The following is an 18,041-nucleotide window of genomic DNA, read 5'->3' as shown; positions in this document are numbered from 1 at the left end:
GCTTATTTTGCCTCTTCAATTTTAAACAATACACTCATGCCAACTTTCAAATCAGGAATTGATTGTTCTGGCACCAGATGAAACTTGAAGCTGCGAATATCATAACCACCAGTTTGGCGTGTAGTTTTGATGGTGGCAAAGTCACCTTCAGCATCAATATTTTTTACCTTAAAAGTGGCCTTTTGATTCAGTGCAGGAATAAAGCCTTCAAGGGTTTTGGTCTTATAGACTGAACTATACATATCTTCACGGACATTCAGGCTGACCCATAAATCGTGGTCTTCGATGATACTGACCACAGGCACACCAGTGGCAACGAGTTCAGTTGGCTTACCATAGGTCTTAGACACCGTACCATCGGTTGGCGAATACAGTTTGGTTTCTTCCGTCAAGGCATTGGCTTCTTTAACTGCCGCTTGTGCCATGGCAACTTGTGCGTCAGCTGTGGATTTTTGCTGCTCAGTACTACCTCGTTTGGCACGTGCATATTGTTGATAAGATCCTTCTGCTGTTTCACGAGCAGAGGTTTGTGCTGCCAGCATTTCATCACGGCGTTGACGTGAAATCACTCCTTGTTGATAGAGTGTCTCACCACGCTTATAAGTCGTAGCGGCCAATTCAGCTTGGGTTTTCATCGCTTGCCAATTAGCATAAAGCGTATCGATGTTTTCTTGTTGCGCCCCACGATACACAGTTGAATGGAACGCTGTGGCACTCTGTAAAGCGGCTTGTGCTTGTTCTTTTTTCGCTTCGAGTTCAGGACTAACGAAACGAACCAATGCTTGGCCTTTTTTAATTGGTTGGCCTTCAGTGACATAAAACTCTTCAATGCGGCTTGGAACTTTGGTGCTGATATGAACAGTTTCAGATTCAACCCGACCTTGTAGTTCAATCGCTTGAGGTTGATACGCTTTCCATAATCCAAATGCAATGACGCCCAATAGCAGAATCAAAATGATCAACCCAATCAATTTCGCTTTTGATTTTTTCGGCGGTTCAGCAGGTGGCTGTTGAGAGTTTGAAGTTCCAGTATTCGGCTCTGGTTGATTCGCTTTTTCAGCAGGGCTCACTTGCGCTGTTGCTGTTTCAGAACTTTGAGTCGTCGTTGTTTTTTCCACTGGATCTATATCGTGTTCTGAATTGGATGATGATTGATTTTGGTTCATAAATTTCTCCAATTAGCGGATATAGTCAGTACGTGGTTGATTAACATAAAGCTTGAATTCATCAATCGAACCATAGCTTTGCAATAAGGTCGCCAAAGATAAAATATATTTGTACGAGTTGATTGCCATTTCACTTCTTAATGCACTGAGAGCATTTTGTGCATCAATCACTTGGGTGGCAGTGCCCATACCTTCTTTAAATGAAAGCTGTTGAATGCGTAAGTTTTCTTGTGCGGCTTTAGTATTTTGAGTAAGCAGTTGATGACTGGTTTGGGACGAGCTTAATTCGCTATATGACTTATACAGCACATTTTCAACTTCTTGTTTAGTGCGTTCAGTCATGAGTTCAGCAGCGTACTTTTTGAGCTCAGCGGCACGGATATTTTTATTATTATCAATCCCAGAGAATAGATTGTATTTGGCCATCACGCCAACAATCCAGTTGTCTTTATTGTCTAATCCATATTCGCCAAAGGCAAACAGGCTGGGCTTTTTCGCGGATTGTTGAACTTTGACATTTTCATTGGCAAGTTGTGTATCCATCTGCAGTTTTTTAATCAAACTTGAATTTTGATCGTAATTGGCAAGCAGCTTATCCAAAGAATGATTTTGTGTGGTATTGACAAAAAGAGGGGTGGTGAGTTTTAAACCTTCTTTGGTTTTTAATAAATTCTGTAAGCTGAATTGGCTGGCTTGCAGATTCGACTGCGCATTTTGATAGCTTCGCTCCGCATTATTGCGCGCCACCTCAAATTGCATGCGTTGACCTTTATTAATGAAGCCTTGCTGTTCGAGTTTAAGTGCATTGCTATAGTGTTCTTGCATCGCATTTAAATTGAAAAGGCTGGCATTGAGTAATTGCTGTTGTAACTGCACATTAAAATAAGACTGAATCATCTCAAAACGTTGTGAGTCTTGTTGTTGTTTTTCACTGATGTTTGAGCGTTGTGCCTGAATGCTGGCAATTTGTTTGGCGCTACTAATTTTACCGCCAGTATAGAGTGGCATGACCATTGAAATGGAAGTCCGAACGTCATGATCTTTTACCGTCACATCAAGATTATTGGGAACCTGATTTAAACCTTCGTTAACGGTTTGATCAAAACCTTGACTGACCTGATCTATTACTTCTGGCGGAAGTGTACCTCCCCATTGCGATAATTTGTCATCAAAACCACGTGTCAGCGAGTTTTCTAGTCGACGTTTACTAGATTCTAACGGTACGCTGGTCTCACTGCGAAATGAGTAAGCACGTGCGTTCAAGTCAATACGTGGAAGACCTAAATGCTTTACGGCTTCCATTTCCAGCTGAGAGGCTTGTTGTAATGCTTGTTGTGCCTGTGAGGCATAGGCATTTTCCACAACATATTGTTCAGCGTCACTATAACTAAAAGTTTGCGCGAGTAGAGTTGTGGGCAACAGGGCACAGCTGATTAAACTTATACTCAAGCTTAACATTTTGGGAAACCGTTGGAGCTTAAAACTCGGTCGATTATGTTGTTTCAACATTTGGGTATGTCGCAATTTAAGAATATCCTGAGTAAGTCTAAATTCTTTTTATAAAAATTAAATATTATGTTTTTAATTAAATAGTTATATGGGGTGGATTGGTGTAGTGAATTTGTAAAAAGTAGAGTTTTTAATCTAAATAAAAACACTATAAGTTAAAGAATTGAAGGCTCATAAATAGGCGGTGCTGATCTGGCCTAAAATAATTGTAATGACAAAAACATGATGGAAAAATTAATAGTTTTTTTTGCAGTAAAATTGAAATATTTACTGGATAAGCTGCTGCAAGCTTCGCCAATCTATGATTAAATTCCCATTCCAATTTGTTCCACTTTAACAAGGGAAAACTCATGCGTGCTTATAATTTCTGCGCTGGTCCTGCTGCATTACCTACTGCCGTTTTAGAAAAAGCTCAACAAGAATTGTTGAATTGGCAAGGCAAAGGTCTGTCGATCATGGAAATGAGTCATCGTAGCAATGACTATGTTGCTGTGGCGGAAAAGGCTGAAGCTGATTTACGTAAGCTCATGAATATTCCTGAGAACTATAAAGTTTTATTTTTACAGGGCGGGGCGTCATTACAATTTTCAGCGATCCCATTAAACCTGTTAGGTAAAAATAACAAGGCCGATTATATCCATACAGGTATCTGGTCTGAAAAAGCCTTAAAAGAAGCAAAACGCTATGGCGATATTAATATTGTTGAAGCAGGTACTTTAATTGATGGTAAACATGCCATCACTGAACAAAGTACTTGGAATCTTTCAAACAATGCAGCCTATGTTCATTATGCGGATAATGAAACGATTGGTGGTTTGCAATTCGCAGCTATTCCAGATGTGAATGCACCGTTGGTATGTGACTATTCATCAAGCATTTTGTCTGCGCCATTAGATGTCAGCAAATTTGGTTTGATTTATGCGGGTGCGCAAAAGAATATTGGCCCAGCAGGTTTAACTATTGTGATCATCCGTGATGATTTATTGGATCAAGCCAAACCTGAGATTCCAAGCATTTTAAAATATGCTGATCAAGCAAAAAATGGCTCAATGGTGAATACACCAGCAACTTATGCATGGTACTTATCTGGTCTGGTGTTTGAGTGGTTGCTTGAGCAGGGTGGGGTAGATGCGATCTATAAAATGAACCAAGAGAAAGCGAAACTGCTTTATGGTTATATTGATTCAAGTGATTTTTATAATAATCCGATCGCCGTACCAAACCGTTCAATGATGAACGTACCATTCACCTTAGCTGATGAAGCACTTGAAAAAACCTTCCTGAAAGAAGCTGAACAACATCACTTATTGAACTTGGCAGGCCACCGTTCTGTCGGCGGTATGCGTGCAAGTATTTATAATGCCGTGCCATTACAAGGTGTGCAGGCTTTGGTGAATTTCATGGATGAGTTTGCAAAACGTCATGGTTAAGCAATAGAGTAGTCTTACTCAAATAAAAGCCCTCGTTAGTGAGGGCTTTTATGTATGAATAGGGTTATGGTCAAAAATTAGAAAAAGCCAATTTGATGAAAAATTATTGCTGCTAAGAACATGCCCAGTAAAAAAAAGCAAAAAGCACCAACATCAAGTTTAAGACCTTGATCACCCGAATGAATCAAACTGGTGGTTGTTTGTTCTGGTATAATTTTCATTAGAACGCCTAAAAATGCCATTTATGTGATTTTTTGTCACTCAATAGCAGTTTTAGCATAAATATTGGCCTGAATCCATAGGTTGCCACGAATATATTGGCCAATGTTAAAGTTTTTATACAATTCATTTTTAGTGGCAATACGAATTATGATTGCTGGTAAATCATCTTCTAAAACTAAGGTGACATCATAAAGCGTATATTCATCCTGCATAAACTGCATCGATGTTTTACCTACGATATTACCCTGAAACCAAGCTTCATCTTCCTGACCTAAAGTTTCACCGAATAAATAAGCCACCATTTTAGAAAAGTCGACTGTAACAGGTTCTTGATCTTCTGGTGTTTTTGGCTGCCACTCATTAATCAGTTCTTGTAAGTTTTCAGGTGCAATTCCATTATGTTCAGCCAGAATCGCATTTAAAGCACGATGGTGTTTAATTGACGCTGGATCATCAACAATGATTTTCTCATCTTCAGAAACAGTTTCTAATTCATATGCCCAAGCATTAAATTGAACTTGATAGGTTTGATTCTTGTCGTATTGGCAACTATTTACACTGAATAAATTATCAAATGCATAAATCGTCGTATCTTTATTTAAATTCAAGCGTAATACGGCTTGAGTTGCAGAATCACAGGTAATAATTCGCTCAATTTTTGCATGGTACTTATATGGGCTTTCAAAACTTGGGAATGCGGTTTTTAATGCACGTGGTTTCTGATCTTCGACTGCAATAATCTGATTAATGGAAACAGCGTGTCCGCTTGGGCCCTGAATTAACCAGAAGGACTGATCCATCTCATGTTCATCTTCACAGAGCCCCATCGGCATGACGGGTGCATCAAGTGCCAATCCTAACCATTTGGGAACATCGTTTTCAGGAGTATCGGTGAGTAAATTCCAATGCTCAGCATGATTACCAAAATTTTGATCTTGAATTTTAATGGTTTCTGGACTGTTTTGATTTTTCATAAAGCGAAATGCTAAAAAGATTGAACTTATTCTATTAAATCGAGGGTAATGCTCATTTTTCAAGTCTGGATATGTAATTCGTGAAAAATAATTCACTTTTTAGCCTGAAATATCAATGTACTGATTCAGTTGCCTGCTAAAGCATGAATTCATGTATGTGCGGACATGATCAGAACTCTACTTTTACTTTAATCTGCTACACTAGCGTTTTCTCAAGAGCTTTTGCCAACGTGCTGCCATTTAAATTATGGGTGGATGCCGATGCTTTACCTAAAATTTTACGTGAAGTAATTTTACGTGCATCTGATCGTTATCAACTCGAAGTCACTTTTGTTGCCAATCAGAATGTCGGCATTACGCCGTCGTTACGGATTAAATCCATTCAGGTCATGAGCGGGGCAGATCAGGCGGATCAGGAAATTGTAGATCGTATGCAAGAGAATGATATTGTCATTACACAAGATATTCCGCTTGCAGCGCAAGTGATTGAAAAAGGCGGAATTGCAATTCATCCTCGTGGTGAGATTTATACCACAGCCAACGTAAAAGCTCGTCTGCATTTACGTGATTTTATGGATACTTTACGCGGCGCAGGAGTACAAACTGGTGGGCCACCACCAATTTCAGAACGTGATAAACGTGAGTTTTCCAGTTCACTGGATCAGACCATTTTAAAACAAAAACGTAAAACCGCGCTTTGAGTCGATTATGCCATCACGCCTTAATTTAATGCTGACCTACGGGTTGCTGGTTTTTATCTGGGCAACGACGCCATTGGCGATTGTGTGGAGTGTCTCGGACTTGCATCCAATGTGGGCACTGGTCATTCGCTTTTTTATTGCCTTACCTTTGGCGGTCAGTATGGTCTTACTTTTAAAGGTGGAGTTTCCGACGCATAAAATTGCCTTGTTAAGCTATAGCGCAGGTGCTTTAAGCTTGATTGGTTCACAAATCTTTACTTATGCGGCAACGGCATATCTCAGTTCAGGTTTAATTGCCCTGATGTTCGGTTTGGCGCCCATTATGGCAGGGCTGATTGGTCGTTTTGGCTTTCAACAAAAACTGGCGGGATTACAGTGGTTGGGTATGGCTACCTCAATTGTCGGTTTGGCGATGATTTGTTTAAGTGGAAGCCAACAGCATGTCCAGCCGATTGGTATTATTTTGATGCTGATCAGTGTTTTTTCTTATTCCTTATCTATTTTTCTAGTCAAAAAGATTGATGCTGATTTGCCTGTTATGGCACAGGCAACAGGTTCGATTCTGGTTTCAACCTTATTGGCGGTCTTGTTATTGCCGTGGATTTGGCCTTATGCACCGACACATATCCCATCAGCGAAATCACTATTGGCGCTGACATATACCGTAATTATGGCATCGCTGATTGCGATGTTTTGTTATTTTAAATTGGTTCAAAATCTACAAGCGACAACGTTGTCATTAACAACGGTAATGACGCCAATGTTGGCGATCTTGATTGGTGCGTACCTGAATCATGAGCAGTTATCCGTTCAGGTCTTTATCGGCGCAACGATTATCCTTTTGGGTTTACTACTCTATTTCTTTCGAGACCTACGCGCATACCGCCGTTTAAAGGTTTAAGCGAGGTAGAAATTAATTGCTATCTGTGAGCTGAGCTTGACGAATACTGGCAGCTAATTTGGCTCGGTCCTGTGGATTTAAGGTAATGAAATAAGCTCCGATGCGGAACTTACCTTGCTCTTCTGCAGTACTATGCACTACTTGTGCGGTTGCTGCGATATGGAAGAAGTTTTCTGGATGGCTTAAGGTAATATGGATATAAGTGCCTTCGTTAATATCTTGAGAACTAAAGAAACTTAAGCCATTCTCGGAAAAGTTGACTTGCTCGGGTACAGGCAGTAAAGATTGTACGATATTGTCATAATATGACCCGGTAATCAGATTTAATTTCTGGTTAATCAGGGATAAGATGCGAGCAATTTGTTGATCTTTTTCATTTAATTGTTCTAATTCGTAGCGAAACGCATGATCAAATTGATCTAATTCTGCAAGTAGTAGAAAATAGCGTGGCAATACGAAATGGGAATCATATGGGTCATTCAGCGCAACATCATCTGGAATGATTTGATAATTGATTCTCAACACGGCATCAATACGAGACATCACACGACGTTCAGTGTTGTCGTCAACAAGATGATGTTGTGAATTTTCCATAATAAATCACCTCGGACTAGATGGTATGTTTAAGCCAATTTCGCTGTATATAGGGTTGAGATACACTCGTGCTCGGCGGAGTAATCATTTTATTTCTTTTATCGCCTTGGTTTCCATGATTGGTTTAACCCTCGGCGTTGCTGTCCTCATTACAGTCTTATCTGTCATGAATGGTTTTGATCGTGAATTGAAAACCCGTGTCTTGGGAATGGTTCCACAAGCCACTGTTTCTTCTACTCAAATTCTAACAGATTGGCCTGAGCTTGTAAAAAAAGTTGAGCACCATCCACATGTCACTGGTGTTGCACCATTTACTCAGTTACAGGGGATGTTGACCGCACAGGGGCAAGTGGCTGGAATCATGGTGACGGGAATTGAGCCTGAATATGAAAAGAAGGTTTCGATTATCCAAAACCACATGGTTTCGGGTGATTTAAGTGCTTTGAAGAAAGGTGAGTTTGGTATTGTCCTCGGTAAGGACATGACGGATGCACTCGGATTGGGTTTAAATGACAATGTCACCTTAGTATTGCCTGAAGCAACGCCATCACCTGCAGGGGTTGTACCACGTTTTAAACGTTTTAAAATCGTTGGAATCTTTAGTGTTGGTGCTGAAGTGGATTCAATGGTGGGTTATATCGCCCTGAATGATGCTTCTACCTTATTGCGTTTACCTGATGGCGCGCAAGGTGTACGTTTAAAACTGGATGATATTTTTGCTGCTCCTAAAGTGGCCAATGATATCGTTAGTCAGCTTCCAAGTAATTTCTATGCATCAAACTGGACCTATACGCATGGCAATTTGTTTAATGCCATTCAAATGGAAAAAACCTTGGTCGGTTTGTTGCTGGTACTGATTATTGTGGTGGCTGCATTTAATATTGTGTCCTCATTGGTCATGGTCGTGACTGATAAGAAATCCGATATCGCGATTTTACGTACGCTGGGTGCTTCACCTTCGATGATTACCAAGATTTTTATGGTACAAGGTACCGTAATTGGTGTGATTGGTACGATTGCTGGGACAATCTTAGGGGTTACTTTAGCCTTAACGATCAGTGATATTATTTCCTGGTTTAATACCGTGTTAGGTTTAAATTTATTTGATGCCTACTTTGTACATTACTTGCCTTCATATCTCAGATGGCAAGATGTGGTGATCATTGTAACGGTATCTTTGCTATTGAGTTTCTTGGCAACAATTTATCCTGCATTGCGTGCAGCCAAAGTTCAACCTGCCGAGGCGTTACGTTATGAGTAAGATTGTGCTGGAATCAAAAAATATCTTTAAACATTTTGACGATGGCAAAAGCAAAGTTGAAGTGATTAAAGGTTTATCTCTTCAAGTGAATGCAGGTGAGTTTGTCTCCATTGTTGGTTCAAGTGGTTCTGGTAAAAGTACTTTGTTACATGTATTGGGAGGCTTAGAGCAACCCTCACAAGGTCAAGTATTTTTACAAGGGCAGCGTTTCGATGATTTGGGTGAAGCCGAGCGCGGTTATAAGCGCAATCAATATCTTGGTTTCGTCTATCAGTTCCACCATCTTTTACCTGAATTTTCAGCCTTGGAAAATGTGGCCATGCCTTTAATGTTGCGTAGTGAAAGCAACTTTAGAGATGTCAAAAGACAGGCTGAATATTTATTAGATCGCGTTGGCTTATCTCATCGTATGGATCATAAACCTGGCGAGTTGTCTGGTGGCGAGCGTCAGCGTGTGGCATTAGCACGTGCACTGGTAACTAAACCTGCAGTGGTTTTAGCTGACGAGCCAACAGGAAATCTTGACCGTAAAACAGCACTTAGTATTTTCGAATTACTGACAGATTTGAAAAAAGAGCTGAATATGGCCATGTTGATTGTTACCCATGACGAGCAACTGGCGCAGTCCGCTGATTCGATTTTGCATATGCAAGATGGTTTGTGGATTGATCAATAAGAAAAAAATTGATTTATCTCTTGTTAAAGCCCTGGAAACGGGCTTTAATTTTGTCCTTAGAAAAACTAAAACTTAATTTTAAAAAATGTTAAAAGTAATATTACTCAGCTGGATCGCTGGTATAACTTTGATGGGATATCATTTTAGCTTTGCTGTTCGCACTTGGTGGGTTTGGCTAATTCTAGCGATCGTGATTTTCTGCATCGGTTTATATCAAAGATCTCGGTATTTTCAATCTATTTGCTATAAGTCGGTACTGTTGATCAGTGCTAGCTGGGCTTTGTTTTGTACGGGCTTTTATTATGCGGATTCCGCCTTAGAGCAACGGCTAAGCTTAAGAGAAGTGGAGGCGCAGCCTTTTGAAGCCATTGTTTATATCAAGAAAATAGATGAGCTCACGGAGGAGGGGCGTAAACAGACAGCAGAAGTGCTGAACCGACATGCTCAGCCTGTAGATTGGTTCTTGTATTTAAGTCAATCGAATAGTCTGCTTGCTCCACAGCAAAACTTACAGTTAGGTCGTTATTATCGCCTTGAAGGTATGATCAAACCAGCCCATAGCTATGCTGTGGCAGGCGTATTCGATCAGGAAAAATGGTTTTTGCAACAAAATATCATGTCTGCATATCAGGTCAGGCATATGCAGCTTTTAACTCAGGATGACATTGATCGTCTGGGTTACCAGTGGCACCTAAAGCAACAACATACACTGCAAGCAAAATTTCTATTAAATGTTGAAATGCTGCGATTGTCATTTCGTGAAATGCTACAGATATCAGCTTTTCAACATAAAGGGTTGCTACTGGCTTTGTTGACGGGTGATGAAAGTTTATTATCAAATCGTTTAAAGCAGCAATTTCAGCAGTTGGGCATTTCACACTTACTGGCAATATCAGGCCCACATGTATTGATGTTGGCATGGTTGTTGAAATGTATGATACAGCGCTATGTTCCAACATTATATTTATGGCAACCGCGGCAGATTTTATTGCTTTTACCATTTGGGTTAAGTGTGTTGTTGTATGTGGCATTTGTTGGTTTTGAAATTCCTGCTCTGAGAACCTTGTTCACTGTCATTATCGCCAGTGTTTTTCTATTGTTCCGACAGTCAATTCAACCGTTCACCCTATTGTTTTATAGTGCCAGCCTACTTCTTATTTATGATCCATTTAGTATTCTATCCGCAGCCTTTTGGTTGTCTTATGGGGCTTGTTTTATTCTGCTGCGAATCTACCAAACCATTGAACACTTCACACAAGATCAGACCCTGACAAGCGTACAAAAGCAAATCTTGGCCATTAATATGGTTGTTGAGTCGCAATGGAAAATTTTTATCGCTTTATTACCACTGATGCTTATCTTTTTTCAGCAAATTTCTTGGTCTGCGCCGCTCAGTAATTTAATCGCGATCCCATTACTCAGTACTTTAATCGTACCACTGGATATTATTGCAGCCTGTATTTGGCTAGTAGTTCCTGCATTCGGGCTACTTTTGTTTCAGCTCAATGATGGATTGCTGTCAATATTAATGTGGATATTAAATCACTTACAGCAGCTATCTCCTCAACTCTATGGTGTTAGTTATACGCCTTTGATGTTGCTGAGTTTGACATTGGGGTTAGTGATTTTATTTATGCCGAAAGCAACAATTCCCAAGTTATGGGCTGTTATTTGCTTTTTACCAATGGTTTTGGGCGTACAGACTCAACCTACCGTATTGAATATTCTGGATGTTGGTCAGGGGCAAGCAATTTTTTTACAGCATCCTCAACAGACACTCATGATTGATACGGGTGGTTTACATGACGAAGCGAAGTTTGGTATTGGTGAGCGAGTTGATATTCCATTCTTAAGACAGCAAGGTATACGGAGGTTAGATCATTTAATTTTATCTCATCTTGATCAAGATCATAGTGGCGCATTTCCAGCAATCCAAAATGCTTTTGCGATTACTCAAGTTCAGTCAAGTGAACGAAGTGAAAAGTTCCCGTTTAAGGATAATTCCTCCTATTGCCAACAGGGTCAGCATTGGTCATATACCGATCTTGAAATTGAGATTTTGTCGCCTACGCAAGAGGGGCTAAGGATTGCTCAAGTTCAGAAAAATGAGCAGTCTTGCGTGGTTTATTTGCAATTCTCCAATGCTCAGCCGTATCAAAATTTTTTGATTATGGGAGATGCAGGATGGGAAACTGAGTATAAATTATTAAAACAATATCCTGATTTAAAAGTAGATGTATTGGTGCTAGGACATCATGGCAGTAAAAATAGCTCAGCTTATGATTTTTTAGCAGCGCTCAAACCTAAACTGGCAGTTGCGTCAGCTGGTTTTGATAATCGCTATGGTCATCCTAGTCAGGAGTTACAAAGTCGCTTGCTCGCTTTGAAAATTCCATTGTTGAATACGGCACAGACAGGCAGTTTAAGTTTTATCTTTAACAAAGGTGCCGTTGAATTAAAACAACAACGGCAGCAACGCAGGTGGCTGCAACGAGAATAGCCTAAGTATTTGTAAGTTCTTGTTGTTGCTGGCGAACTGTACGAACTTGTGCAAGTGCTTCAGCTTCATCAATGTCATAAATTTTCTTGAGCGCAGGGTTGGCACGAAAACGTTTATAGCTCCAGTGATAATGTTCAGGATAGCGTTGAATTAGTTGCTCTAAGGCCTGATGAATAATTAAGGTGCCATCTTCAGCGCTGCCTTCATAAATATTCGGATCAATCGGCTCGATATACATGTCAAAGCCACCTTGTTCATTTCTTTTGGTATAAAGAAGTAGGGCTTTGGCTTTGGTTTTTTGAATGAGTTTGGCACTTAAGCTGCTAGAGGCAAGAGGAATACCAAAATAGTTGATCATGTCTCCGCCGTGGTCAGGGGTATGATCAGGCAAAATTGCCGTAGTTCCACCTTGCTTTAAGGCTTTAAAAATTTGTCTGACACCACTTTCATCTGTGGGGACCAGATGAGCTTGTTCACGACTTCGGGCATCACGGACAAACTGGTCAGCATCTGGATTTTTTACGGGTTTATACAGGATAGTCATGGGGCTATATTGGGCGACCCATGCATTCATAATTTCCCAGGTGCCAAAGTGGGGAACAATTAACACTACGCCTTTTTTTTCTGCAAGTGCTTCATGTAAATAGTGTTCACCATGCACTTTTTGAATACGTTGAATATTTTTTTGATTGGATGAACCCCAAATACTCAAAAACTCAAAATATGACATCAACTCATTTTGAATGGTTTGTCTGGTAAGTTTTTGTCTTTGTTGCTGATCCATCTCTGGGAATACAATTTGAATGTTCAGCCCAATAATTTTTGAAAGTTTAGAGAGCTGAAAGGTACTCACCAATCCTGCAACCATACGGGCAAAAAAACGGCTAAATTGCATCGGCATGCGACTTGCGAACTTGATCAGACGATAGTTTGCATTACTGGATTTGGATTGAGTCATGTATTCAAAATGAGAACAGTTACAAAGGGAAAGTATAATGTAAAAAATAATTATAAGTTAAAACAAGTTATTTAAACAGTTTTGCTCAAATCAGCGTATATAATAAAGCCACTTTAAAACATATTGGATTGGAATCTTATGTCCGATTGGCCACCAAAACCACAAAACGAATCGACAAATAGTAATAATGTGACAGGCAAAGAATGGCAAATTTTAGAAAAAGCTGTTTTAGCTTCTGTTGAGGAACAACGCCGTAGTCGTCGTTGGAGCATCTTTTTTAAATGTTTAGGTTTCGCCTATCTTCTGATTGTCCTGATTGCAATGAGTAAAGGCTGTTCAACTTCGACAGAAAAATCAACTACGAATATAAGTAGTGATCATTTGGCTGTGGTTGATATTATTGGAACGATTGATTCATCTACCAGTCAATCTTCGGTAAATAGTGAAGATACCAATAAAGCATTAAAGCGTGCATTTGAAGCCAGTGGCAGCAAAGCCGTTGCTTTAAATATAAATTCTCCAGGTGGTTCACCAGTGCAGTCAGATGAAATCTGGCAAGAAATCCGTTATTTGAAAAAGCAGCATCCTGATAAAAAAGTCTATGCTGTGATTGGTGATATGGGCGCATCTGGGGCGTACTATATTGCTTCTGCTGCGGATGAAATCATTGTCAATCCATCCAGCCTTGTGGGTTCAATCGGTGTGATTATGCCGAACTACGGTTTAAGTGGTTTAGCACAAAAGCTTGGGGTTGAAGACCGTACTCTGACTTCTGGTAGCAATAAAGATATTTTAAGCATGACCAAGCCAATTGATCCTGCACAAAAGCAACATGTGCAGTCTGTACTTGATAATGTACACACCCACTTTATTAATGCTGTTAAAGAAGGCCGTGGTAAACGCTTGAAATCAAATGATCCAGCGGTATTCTCAGGTTTGTTTTGGACTGGGGAACAGGCAATTGCACTAGGGGTTGCTGATCGTAGCGGTAGTCTAACGACGCTGATGCGTGATCTTAAGATTGAACAAAAGATTGATTATACGGTGCAACGTAATCCGCTTGAGTCAATCTTGGGGCGTATGGGGGCTAAAATTGGTGAAGGGATTAGTAGTTCTCTTGCAGCGCAATTAGAGACACAGCAAAACGCAAAAATACAGTAATATTTCCAAAAAAGGGTTGTGTTGATCACAGCCCTTTTTTTATTCTAAAAATAACTGCACAGTTTTTCTTTTTATTTGCAATACATGTGTAGAGCGAGATAATTGATCAATCCGTGGAAATAAAAGACAAGTTTATGAAACCCTTGATTCATTTTGCCCATGCGAATGGTGTTCCATCTAAGGTTTATCAAAAGTTGTTTGATCAGTTAAAAGATCAATATGACATTATTTATGTTGCTGAGATTGGGACAGATAAGCGTTACCCAATCACACATGGCTGGACGCATTTAGTCGATCAAGTGATTGATAGCATTGTACAGCAAGCACAAGGACGTAAAGTAATTGGCTTAGGACACTCTTTGGGCTCAGTATTGACCTTAATGGCAGCCTATCGCCGTCCAGAATTATTTTCACAAGTGATCATGCTTGATCCACCCTTAATTATTGGTAAAGCTTCGTTTGTATTTCATCTGGCTAAACTCTTTAAACCGAAGCTGGTGGATAAAATTACCCCAGCAGGTTTGTCGGTACGTCGACGGGATCATTGGGATTCGCGTGAGCAAGCTGCAGCGCTTTTAGGTTCGAGAGGTTTTTATCAACACTTTGATGCAGATTGCTTTCAAGCTTATATTGATTATGCATTAACAGATGATCCTCAAAATGGTGGCGTAACACTGACCATTCCTAAAGATGATGAAGTGGCCATGTTTAGAACAACTCCATCGATGTGGTGGTTGCCAATGCCCAAGCCACCTGTTCCTGTACATTTGGCGGTGGGTCAAAACAGTGTTTTCTTAAAAGAGAAATTCCCGCAAGTCGCACAAAAAAAACTGGGAATTCCTTATTCTGTCGTGGATGGCGGGCATATGTTCCCATTAGAGCATCCACTGGAAACAGCCGATAAAATTAAAAGCTTGGTGATTTGATAAAGAAAAAACGCATCCGAGGATGCGTTTTTATTTTTAAAACTGGGTAAACTGAATGGGGCGTTCTAAAGGTTTTCGATTGAAATAAGCTTGCCCGTTTTTCCAGCTAAGCTGGCCGTTACAGAGCCATTCGGCCACTTGAGGATAAATAAAATGCTCAAGTTCGTGTACACGGTGTGCCAGACTTTCTACGTTATCATGCACACTGACTTGAATCGCGGATTGGGCAATACTTTGGCCAGCATCTAGTTCAGCCGTGACAAAATGAACGGTACAGCCATGCAAACGGTCGCCTGTATTCAATACGCGCTGATGAGTATTGATGCCTTTATAAACAGGCAACAGAGAAGGGTGGATGTTTAACATTTTGCCTTGCCAATTGTTAACAAAGCTTGGCGTTAAAATCCGCATGAAACCTGCAAGAATAACTAAATCTACTTGCCATGCTAATAGCTGCTGGTGCATGGCTTCATCGAAACTTTCTCGACTTGGATAGTCTTTATGTGAAATCACAGCGGTTGCAATATTGGCGTTCTCAGCACGTTGTAATGCGTATGCATCGGCTTTGTTTGAGAGCACACCAATGATTTGCCCTGACAGATTTGCATCTATCAGGGCCTGTAAGTTGCTACCGTTGCCAGAGACAAGGACCGCAATTCTCATTATGCAAAGATCACGCGAATTTTTTCGTCAGCACCTTCAACTGATGCAGCATTTTCTTGGATATAACCAATTTTCCATGCTTTTTCGCCTTGAGCATTCAATACCTCAATTGCTTTGTCAGCTTCGCTGGCATCAACTGCAATCACCATACCCACGCCACAGTTAAATGTACGGTACATTTCAAAGCGCTCTACGTTACCTTCACGTTGTAACAACTGGAATAATTCAGACCATTCCCAGCTTGATTCGTCAATCACAGCTTGCGCACCATTTGGAAGAACACGCGGTAAGTTACCTGGTAAACCACCCCCAGTGATGTGTGCCATAGCATGTACATCAACTTGTTTGCATAGTTCGAGCACTGGTTTAACATAAATACGCGTTGGTTCCATTGCAACGTCAGCAAGTGGGCGACCATCTACGATTTGAGTTAAGTCGACATTCTTAACATCTAAAATTTTACGTAGTAAAGAATAACCATTTGAATGTGCACCACTTGATGCCACACCAAGAAGTACATCACCAGACTTCACTTTAGTTCCATCAATAATTTTACTGTGTTCAACCACACCCACAGCAAAACCAGCAAGGTCGTAATCTTCACCTTCATACATGCCAGGCATTTCAGCAGTTTCACCACCAACCAATGCACAACCAGCAAGTTCACAACCTTTACCGATACCTGTCACTACATCTGCTGCAACATCAACATTCAAATGACCCGTTGCATAGTAGTCGAGAAAGAATAATGGTTCAGCACCACAAACAAGTAAGTCGTTTACACACATTGCAACGAGATCTTGACCAATGGTGTCGTGACGGTTGAGGTTCAGCGCCAGACGTAATTTTGTACCTACGCCATCTGTTCCTGAAACCAATACAGGTTCTTCATAACCTTTAGGGATTTTACATAGCGCGCCAAAACCACCGAGGCCGCCCATTACTTCAGGACGAGTGGTACGTTTAGCGACAGATTTGATACGATCGACCAGTGCGTCGCCCGCTTCAATGTCGACGCCCGCATCTTTATAGCTTAAACCAGTATTTGGGGTAGAAGTTGAGTTGCTCATAGTGAAGTCTCCGCAGTGGCGGCAGATTATAACCTGAATATACGAAACTCTTATGTTATTTATGCTCGAAAATGCTATCTTTAATTAAATTTTTTTTTCATTTATAACGATTACACGAAAAAAGGCTAGATTTTATGCAAGATCAGGTACTGCGTCGTATCTTTATCCTCGCTGGGCTCGCATTATTCCTTTGGGTTCTCTATTTATTAAAGCCCATTGTGATCCCTTTTGTTGGTGCTTTTTTTATTGCTTACCTATTTAGTCCTTTAGTCGATGTTCTTGTTAAAATTAAACTTCCACGTTGGTTGGCTATCAGCATCGTTTTTATAGGTATTGGTGTTACTTTGACCATGGTTTTATGGTTCTTGGTGCCATTGATTTGGAAACAGTTGATGTACGCTCGAGATAGCATTCCTGCTGGTATTCACTGGGTGAATGCAACTTTCTTGCCGTGGGTATCACATACCTTTAATGTGGTTCCAATGGAAATTGATACTGATCAAATTACCAAGGCCTTGATGGATTATATTCAAACCAATTACAGTGCGGATAGTATCCAAACGATGGCGTTAAGGGTTGCTCAGTCTGGACTGAATTTCATCCAGATTGGTGGTGTGGTTGTACTGATTCCAATTATCTCTTTCTATTTCTTACTGGATTGGGATCGTATGTTACAAAGCTTTAGACGTTTGATACCACGTCCTTATGAAGCCTCTACCTTAACCATTGTTCGTGAGTGCCATAGTGTTCTAGGTGCTTTTGTCAAAGGACAATTCCTTGTCATGCTTTTATTGGGAATTGTTTACGCTGTTGGTTTACAATTTATTGGTTTAGAAGTTGGCTTGATCATTGGCATGATTGCTGGTCTAGCCAGTATTATTCCTTATTTAGGATTTGGTGTCGGAATTATTGCAGCTATCATTGCAACACTGTTCCAGTTTGGACTTGACTGGACACAATTGCTGCTAGTGGGTGTTGTCTTCATGATTGGCCAAATGGTCGAAGGTTATATTCTTCAGCCATTTTTACTGGGTGATAAAATTGGTTTGTCGCCAGTTGCAGTTGTTTTTGCTGTACTTGCAGGGGCACAACTAGGTGGATTCCTTGGCATGTTAATCGCTTTACCTGTTGCAGCAGTTATTGTGGTACTGCTAAAACATGCACGCGACCATTATGAAAAAAGTCGTTTATATGGTCTGCCAACTGAAGTTGTGCTGGCAGAAGGGCAAACCAAGCATATAAATGTTGAAACAGATCATGTAGAGCTTGATATTCAAATTAAAAACTCTCAAGATACAGAGACTTCAAACACGAATGACTTAAAGTAAT

General features: G+C 40.4%; 17 protein-coding genes. 9 read left to right on the top strand and 8 right to left on the bottom strand.

What is annotated here, in order from left to right; all coding sequences use genetic code 11:
- Positions 1-2: 2 nt before the first annotated feature.
- Both Aba26S_RS13655 and Aba26S_RS13650 read right to left on the bottom strand, forming a co-directional pair.
- Complete coding sequence (locus Aba26S_RS13655) at positions 3-1,166, bottom strand: HlyD family secretion protein (RefSeq protein ID WP_005242765.1); 1,164 nt, start codon at positions 1,164-1,166, stop codon at positions 3-5.
- 12 nt (positions 1,167-1,178) lie between these two features.
- Positions 1,179-2,675 (bottom strand): TolC family protein, encoded by a 1,497-nt coding sequence (locus Aba26S_RS13650; protein ID WP_005242763.1) that lies wholly within the window; start codon positions 2,673-2,675, stop codon positions 1,179-1,181.
- A gap of 350 nt (positions 2,676-3,025) precedes the next feature.
- On the opposite strand from Aba26S_RS13650, the gene serC reads away from it, so the two are divergent.
- Positions 3,026-4,105, top strand: coding sequence for a 3-phosphoserine/phosphohydroxythreonine transaminase (gene serC / locus Aba26S_RS13645; protein ID WP_043972717.1), 1,080 nt, complete (start codon positions 3,026-3,028; stop codon positions 4,103-4,105).
- 77 nt (positions 4,106-4,182) lie between these two features.
- Here the strand turns inward: serC and Aba26S_RS21155 are convergent, their stop codons facing one another.
- Together Aba26S_RS21155 and Aba26S_RS13640 are read right to left on the bottom strand one after the other, a co-directional pair.
- Positions 4,183-4,326, bottom strand: a complete 144-nt coding sequence (locus tag Aba26S_RS21155) for a hypothetical protein (RefSeq protein WP_005242759.1) — start codon at positions 4,324-4,326, stop codon at positions 4,183-4,185.
- 36 nt (positions 4,327-4,362) lie between these two features.
- A complete protein-coding gene (locus tag Aba26S_RS13640; protein WP_043972715.1) occupies positions 4,363-5,301 on the bottom strand; it encodes a hypothetical protein in 939 nt (312 codons plus the stop codon).
- Between the two features lie 230 nt (positions 5,302-5,531).
- On the opposite strand from Aba26S_RS13640, the gene Aba26S_RS13635 reads away from it, so the two are divergent.
- Positions 5,532-6,002 carry a YaiI/YqxD family protein gene (locus Aba26S_RS13635; RefSeq protein ID WP_005242754.1) on the top strand — a complete coding sequence of 157 codons (471 nt, stop codon included), beginning with the start codon at positions 5,532-5,534 and terminating at the stop codon, positions 6,000-6,002.
- A gap of 7 nt (positions 6,003-6,009) precedes the next feature.
- Positions 6,010-6,903 carry a DMT family transporter gene (locus tag Aba26S_RS13630; protein WP_043972713.1) on the top strand — a complete coding sequence of 298 codons (894 nt, stop codon included), beginning with the start codon at positions 6,010-6,012 and terminating at the stop codon, positions 6,901-6,903.
- Positions 6,904-6,915: 12 nt separating this feature from the next.
- On the opposite strand, the gene Aba26S_RS13625 is transcribed toward Aba26S_RS13630, so the two are convergent.
- Entirely contained in the window at positions 6,916-7,497 is a 582-nt protein-coding gene (locus tag Aba26S_RS13625; protein WP_005242748.1) for a PilZ domain-containing protein, read from the bottom strand.
- Between the two features lie 25 nt (positions 7,498-7,522).
- Between Aba26S_RS13625 and Aba26S_RS13620 the strand changes: the two genes are divergently transcribed.
- From Aba26S_RS13620 to Aba26S_RS13610, 3 genes are all read left to right on the top strand, one after another.
- Positions 7,523-8,758, top strand: a complete 1,236-nt coding sequence (locus tag Aba26S_RS13620; protein WP_005242747.1) for a lipoprotein-releasing ABC transporter permease subunit — start codon at positions 7,523-7,525, stop codon at positions 8,756-8,758.
- On the top strand, positions 8,751-9,434 hold the full coding sequence (gene lolD, locus Aba26S_RS13615; protein ID WP_043972710.1) for a lipoprotein-releasing ABC transporter ATP-binding protein LolD: 684 nt from the start codon (positions 8,751-8,753) through the stop codon (positions 9,432-9,434). Before Aba26S_RS13620 ends, lolD begins: the two co-directional genes overlap by 8 nt.
- 85 nt (positions 9,435-9,519) lie before the next feature.
- Positions 9,520-11,934 carry a DNA internalization-related competence protein ComEC/Rec2 gene (locus Aba26S_RS13610; protein ID WP_043972707.1) on the top strand — a complete coding sequence of 805 codons (2,415 nt, stop codon included), beginning with the start codon at positions 9,520-9,522 and terminating at the stop codon, positions 11,932-11,934.
- Position 11,935: 1 nt separating this feature from the next.
- On the opposite strand, the gene Aba26S_RS13605 is transcribed toward Aba26S_RS13610, so the two are convergent.
- Entirely contained in the window at positions 11,936-12,892 is a 957-nt protein-coding gene (locus tag Aba26S_RS13605) for a lysophospholipid acyltransferase family protein (RefSeq protein WP_043972705.1), read from the bottom strand.
- 138 nt (positions 12,893-13,030) lie between these two features.
- Between Aba26S_RS13605 and sppA the strand changes: the two genes are divergently transcribed.
- On the top strand, positions 13,031-14,053 hold the full coding sequence (gene sppA, locus Aba26S_RS13600) for a signal peptide peptidase SppA (RefSeq protein WP_043972702.1): 1,023 nt from the start codon (positions 13,031-13,033) through the stop codon (positions 14,051-14,053).
- Positions 14,054-14,187: 134 nt separating this feature from the next.
- Positions 14,188-14,979 (top strand): alpha/beta fold hydrolase, encoded by a 792-nt coding sequence (locus tag Aba26S_RS13595; RefSeq protein WP_010589736.1) that lies wholly within the window; start codon positions 14,188-14,190, stop codon positions 14,977-14,979.
- A gap of 36 nt (positions 14,980-15,015) precedes the next feature.
- Here the strand turns inward: Aba26S_RS13595 and purN are convergent, their stop codons facing one another.
- Positions 15,016-15,645, bottom strand: coding sequence for a phosphoribosylglycinamide formyltransferase (purN, locus tag Aba26S_RS13590; RefSeq protein WP_171057820.1), 630 nt, complete (start codon positions 15,643-15,645; stop codon positions 15,016-15,018).
- Positions 15,642-16,712, bottom strand: a complete 1,071-nt coding sequence (gene purM, locus Aba26S_RS13585; RefSeq protein ID WP_005242726.1) for a phosphoribosylformylglycinamidine cyclo-ligase — start codon at positions 16,710-16,712, stop codon at positions 15,642-15,644. The genes purN and purM overlap by 4 nt, the downstream gene beginning before the upstream one ends.
- Positions 16,713-16,846: 134 nt before the next feature.
- Here purM and cxpE point away from each other — a divergent pair, with 134 nt between their 5' ends.
- Positions 16,847-18,040, top strand: coding sequence for a chloramphenicol efflux transporter CxpE (gene cxpE, locus Aba26S_RS13580; RefSeq protein ID WP_005242724.1), 1,194 nt, complete (start codon positions 16,847-16,849; stop codon positions 18,038-18,040).
- The last annotated feature ends 1 nt before the right edge of the window (position 18,041 follow it).

The sequence above is a fragment of the Acinetobacter sp. NBRC 110496 genome, from assembly GCF_000876115.1.
Lineage (GTDB): Bacteria > Pseudomonadota > Gammaproteobacteria > Pseudomonadales > Moraxellaceae > Acinetobacter.
Note: the sequence above shows the minus strand (reverse complement) of the source record. Positions and strands in the feature narration are given on the sequence as shown.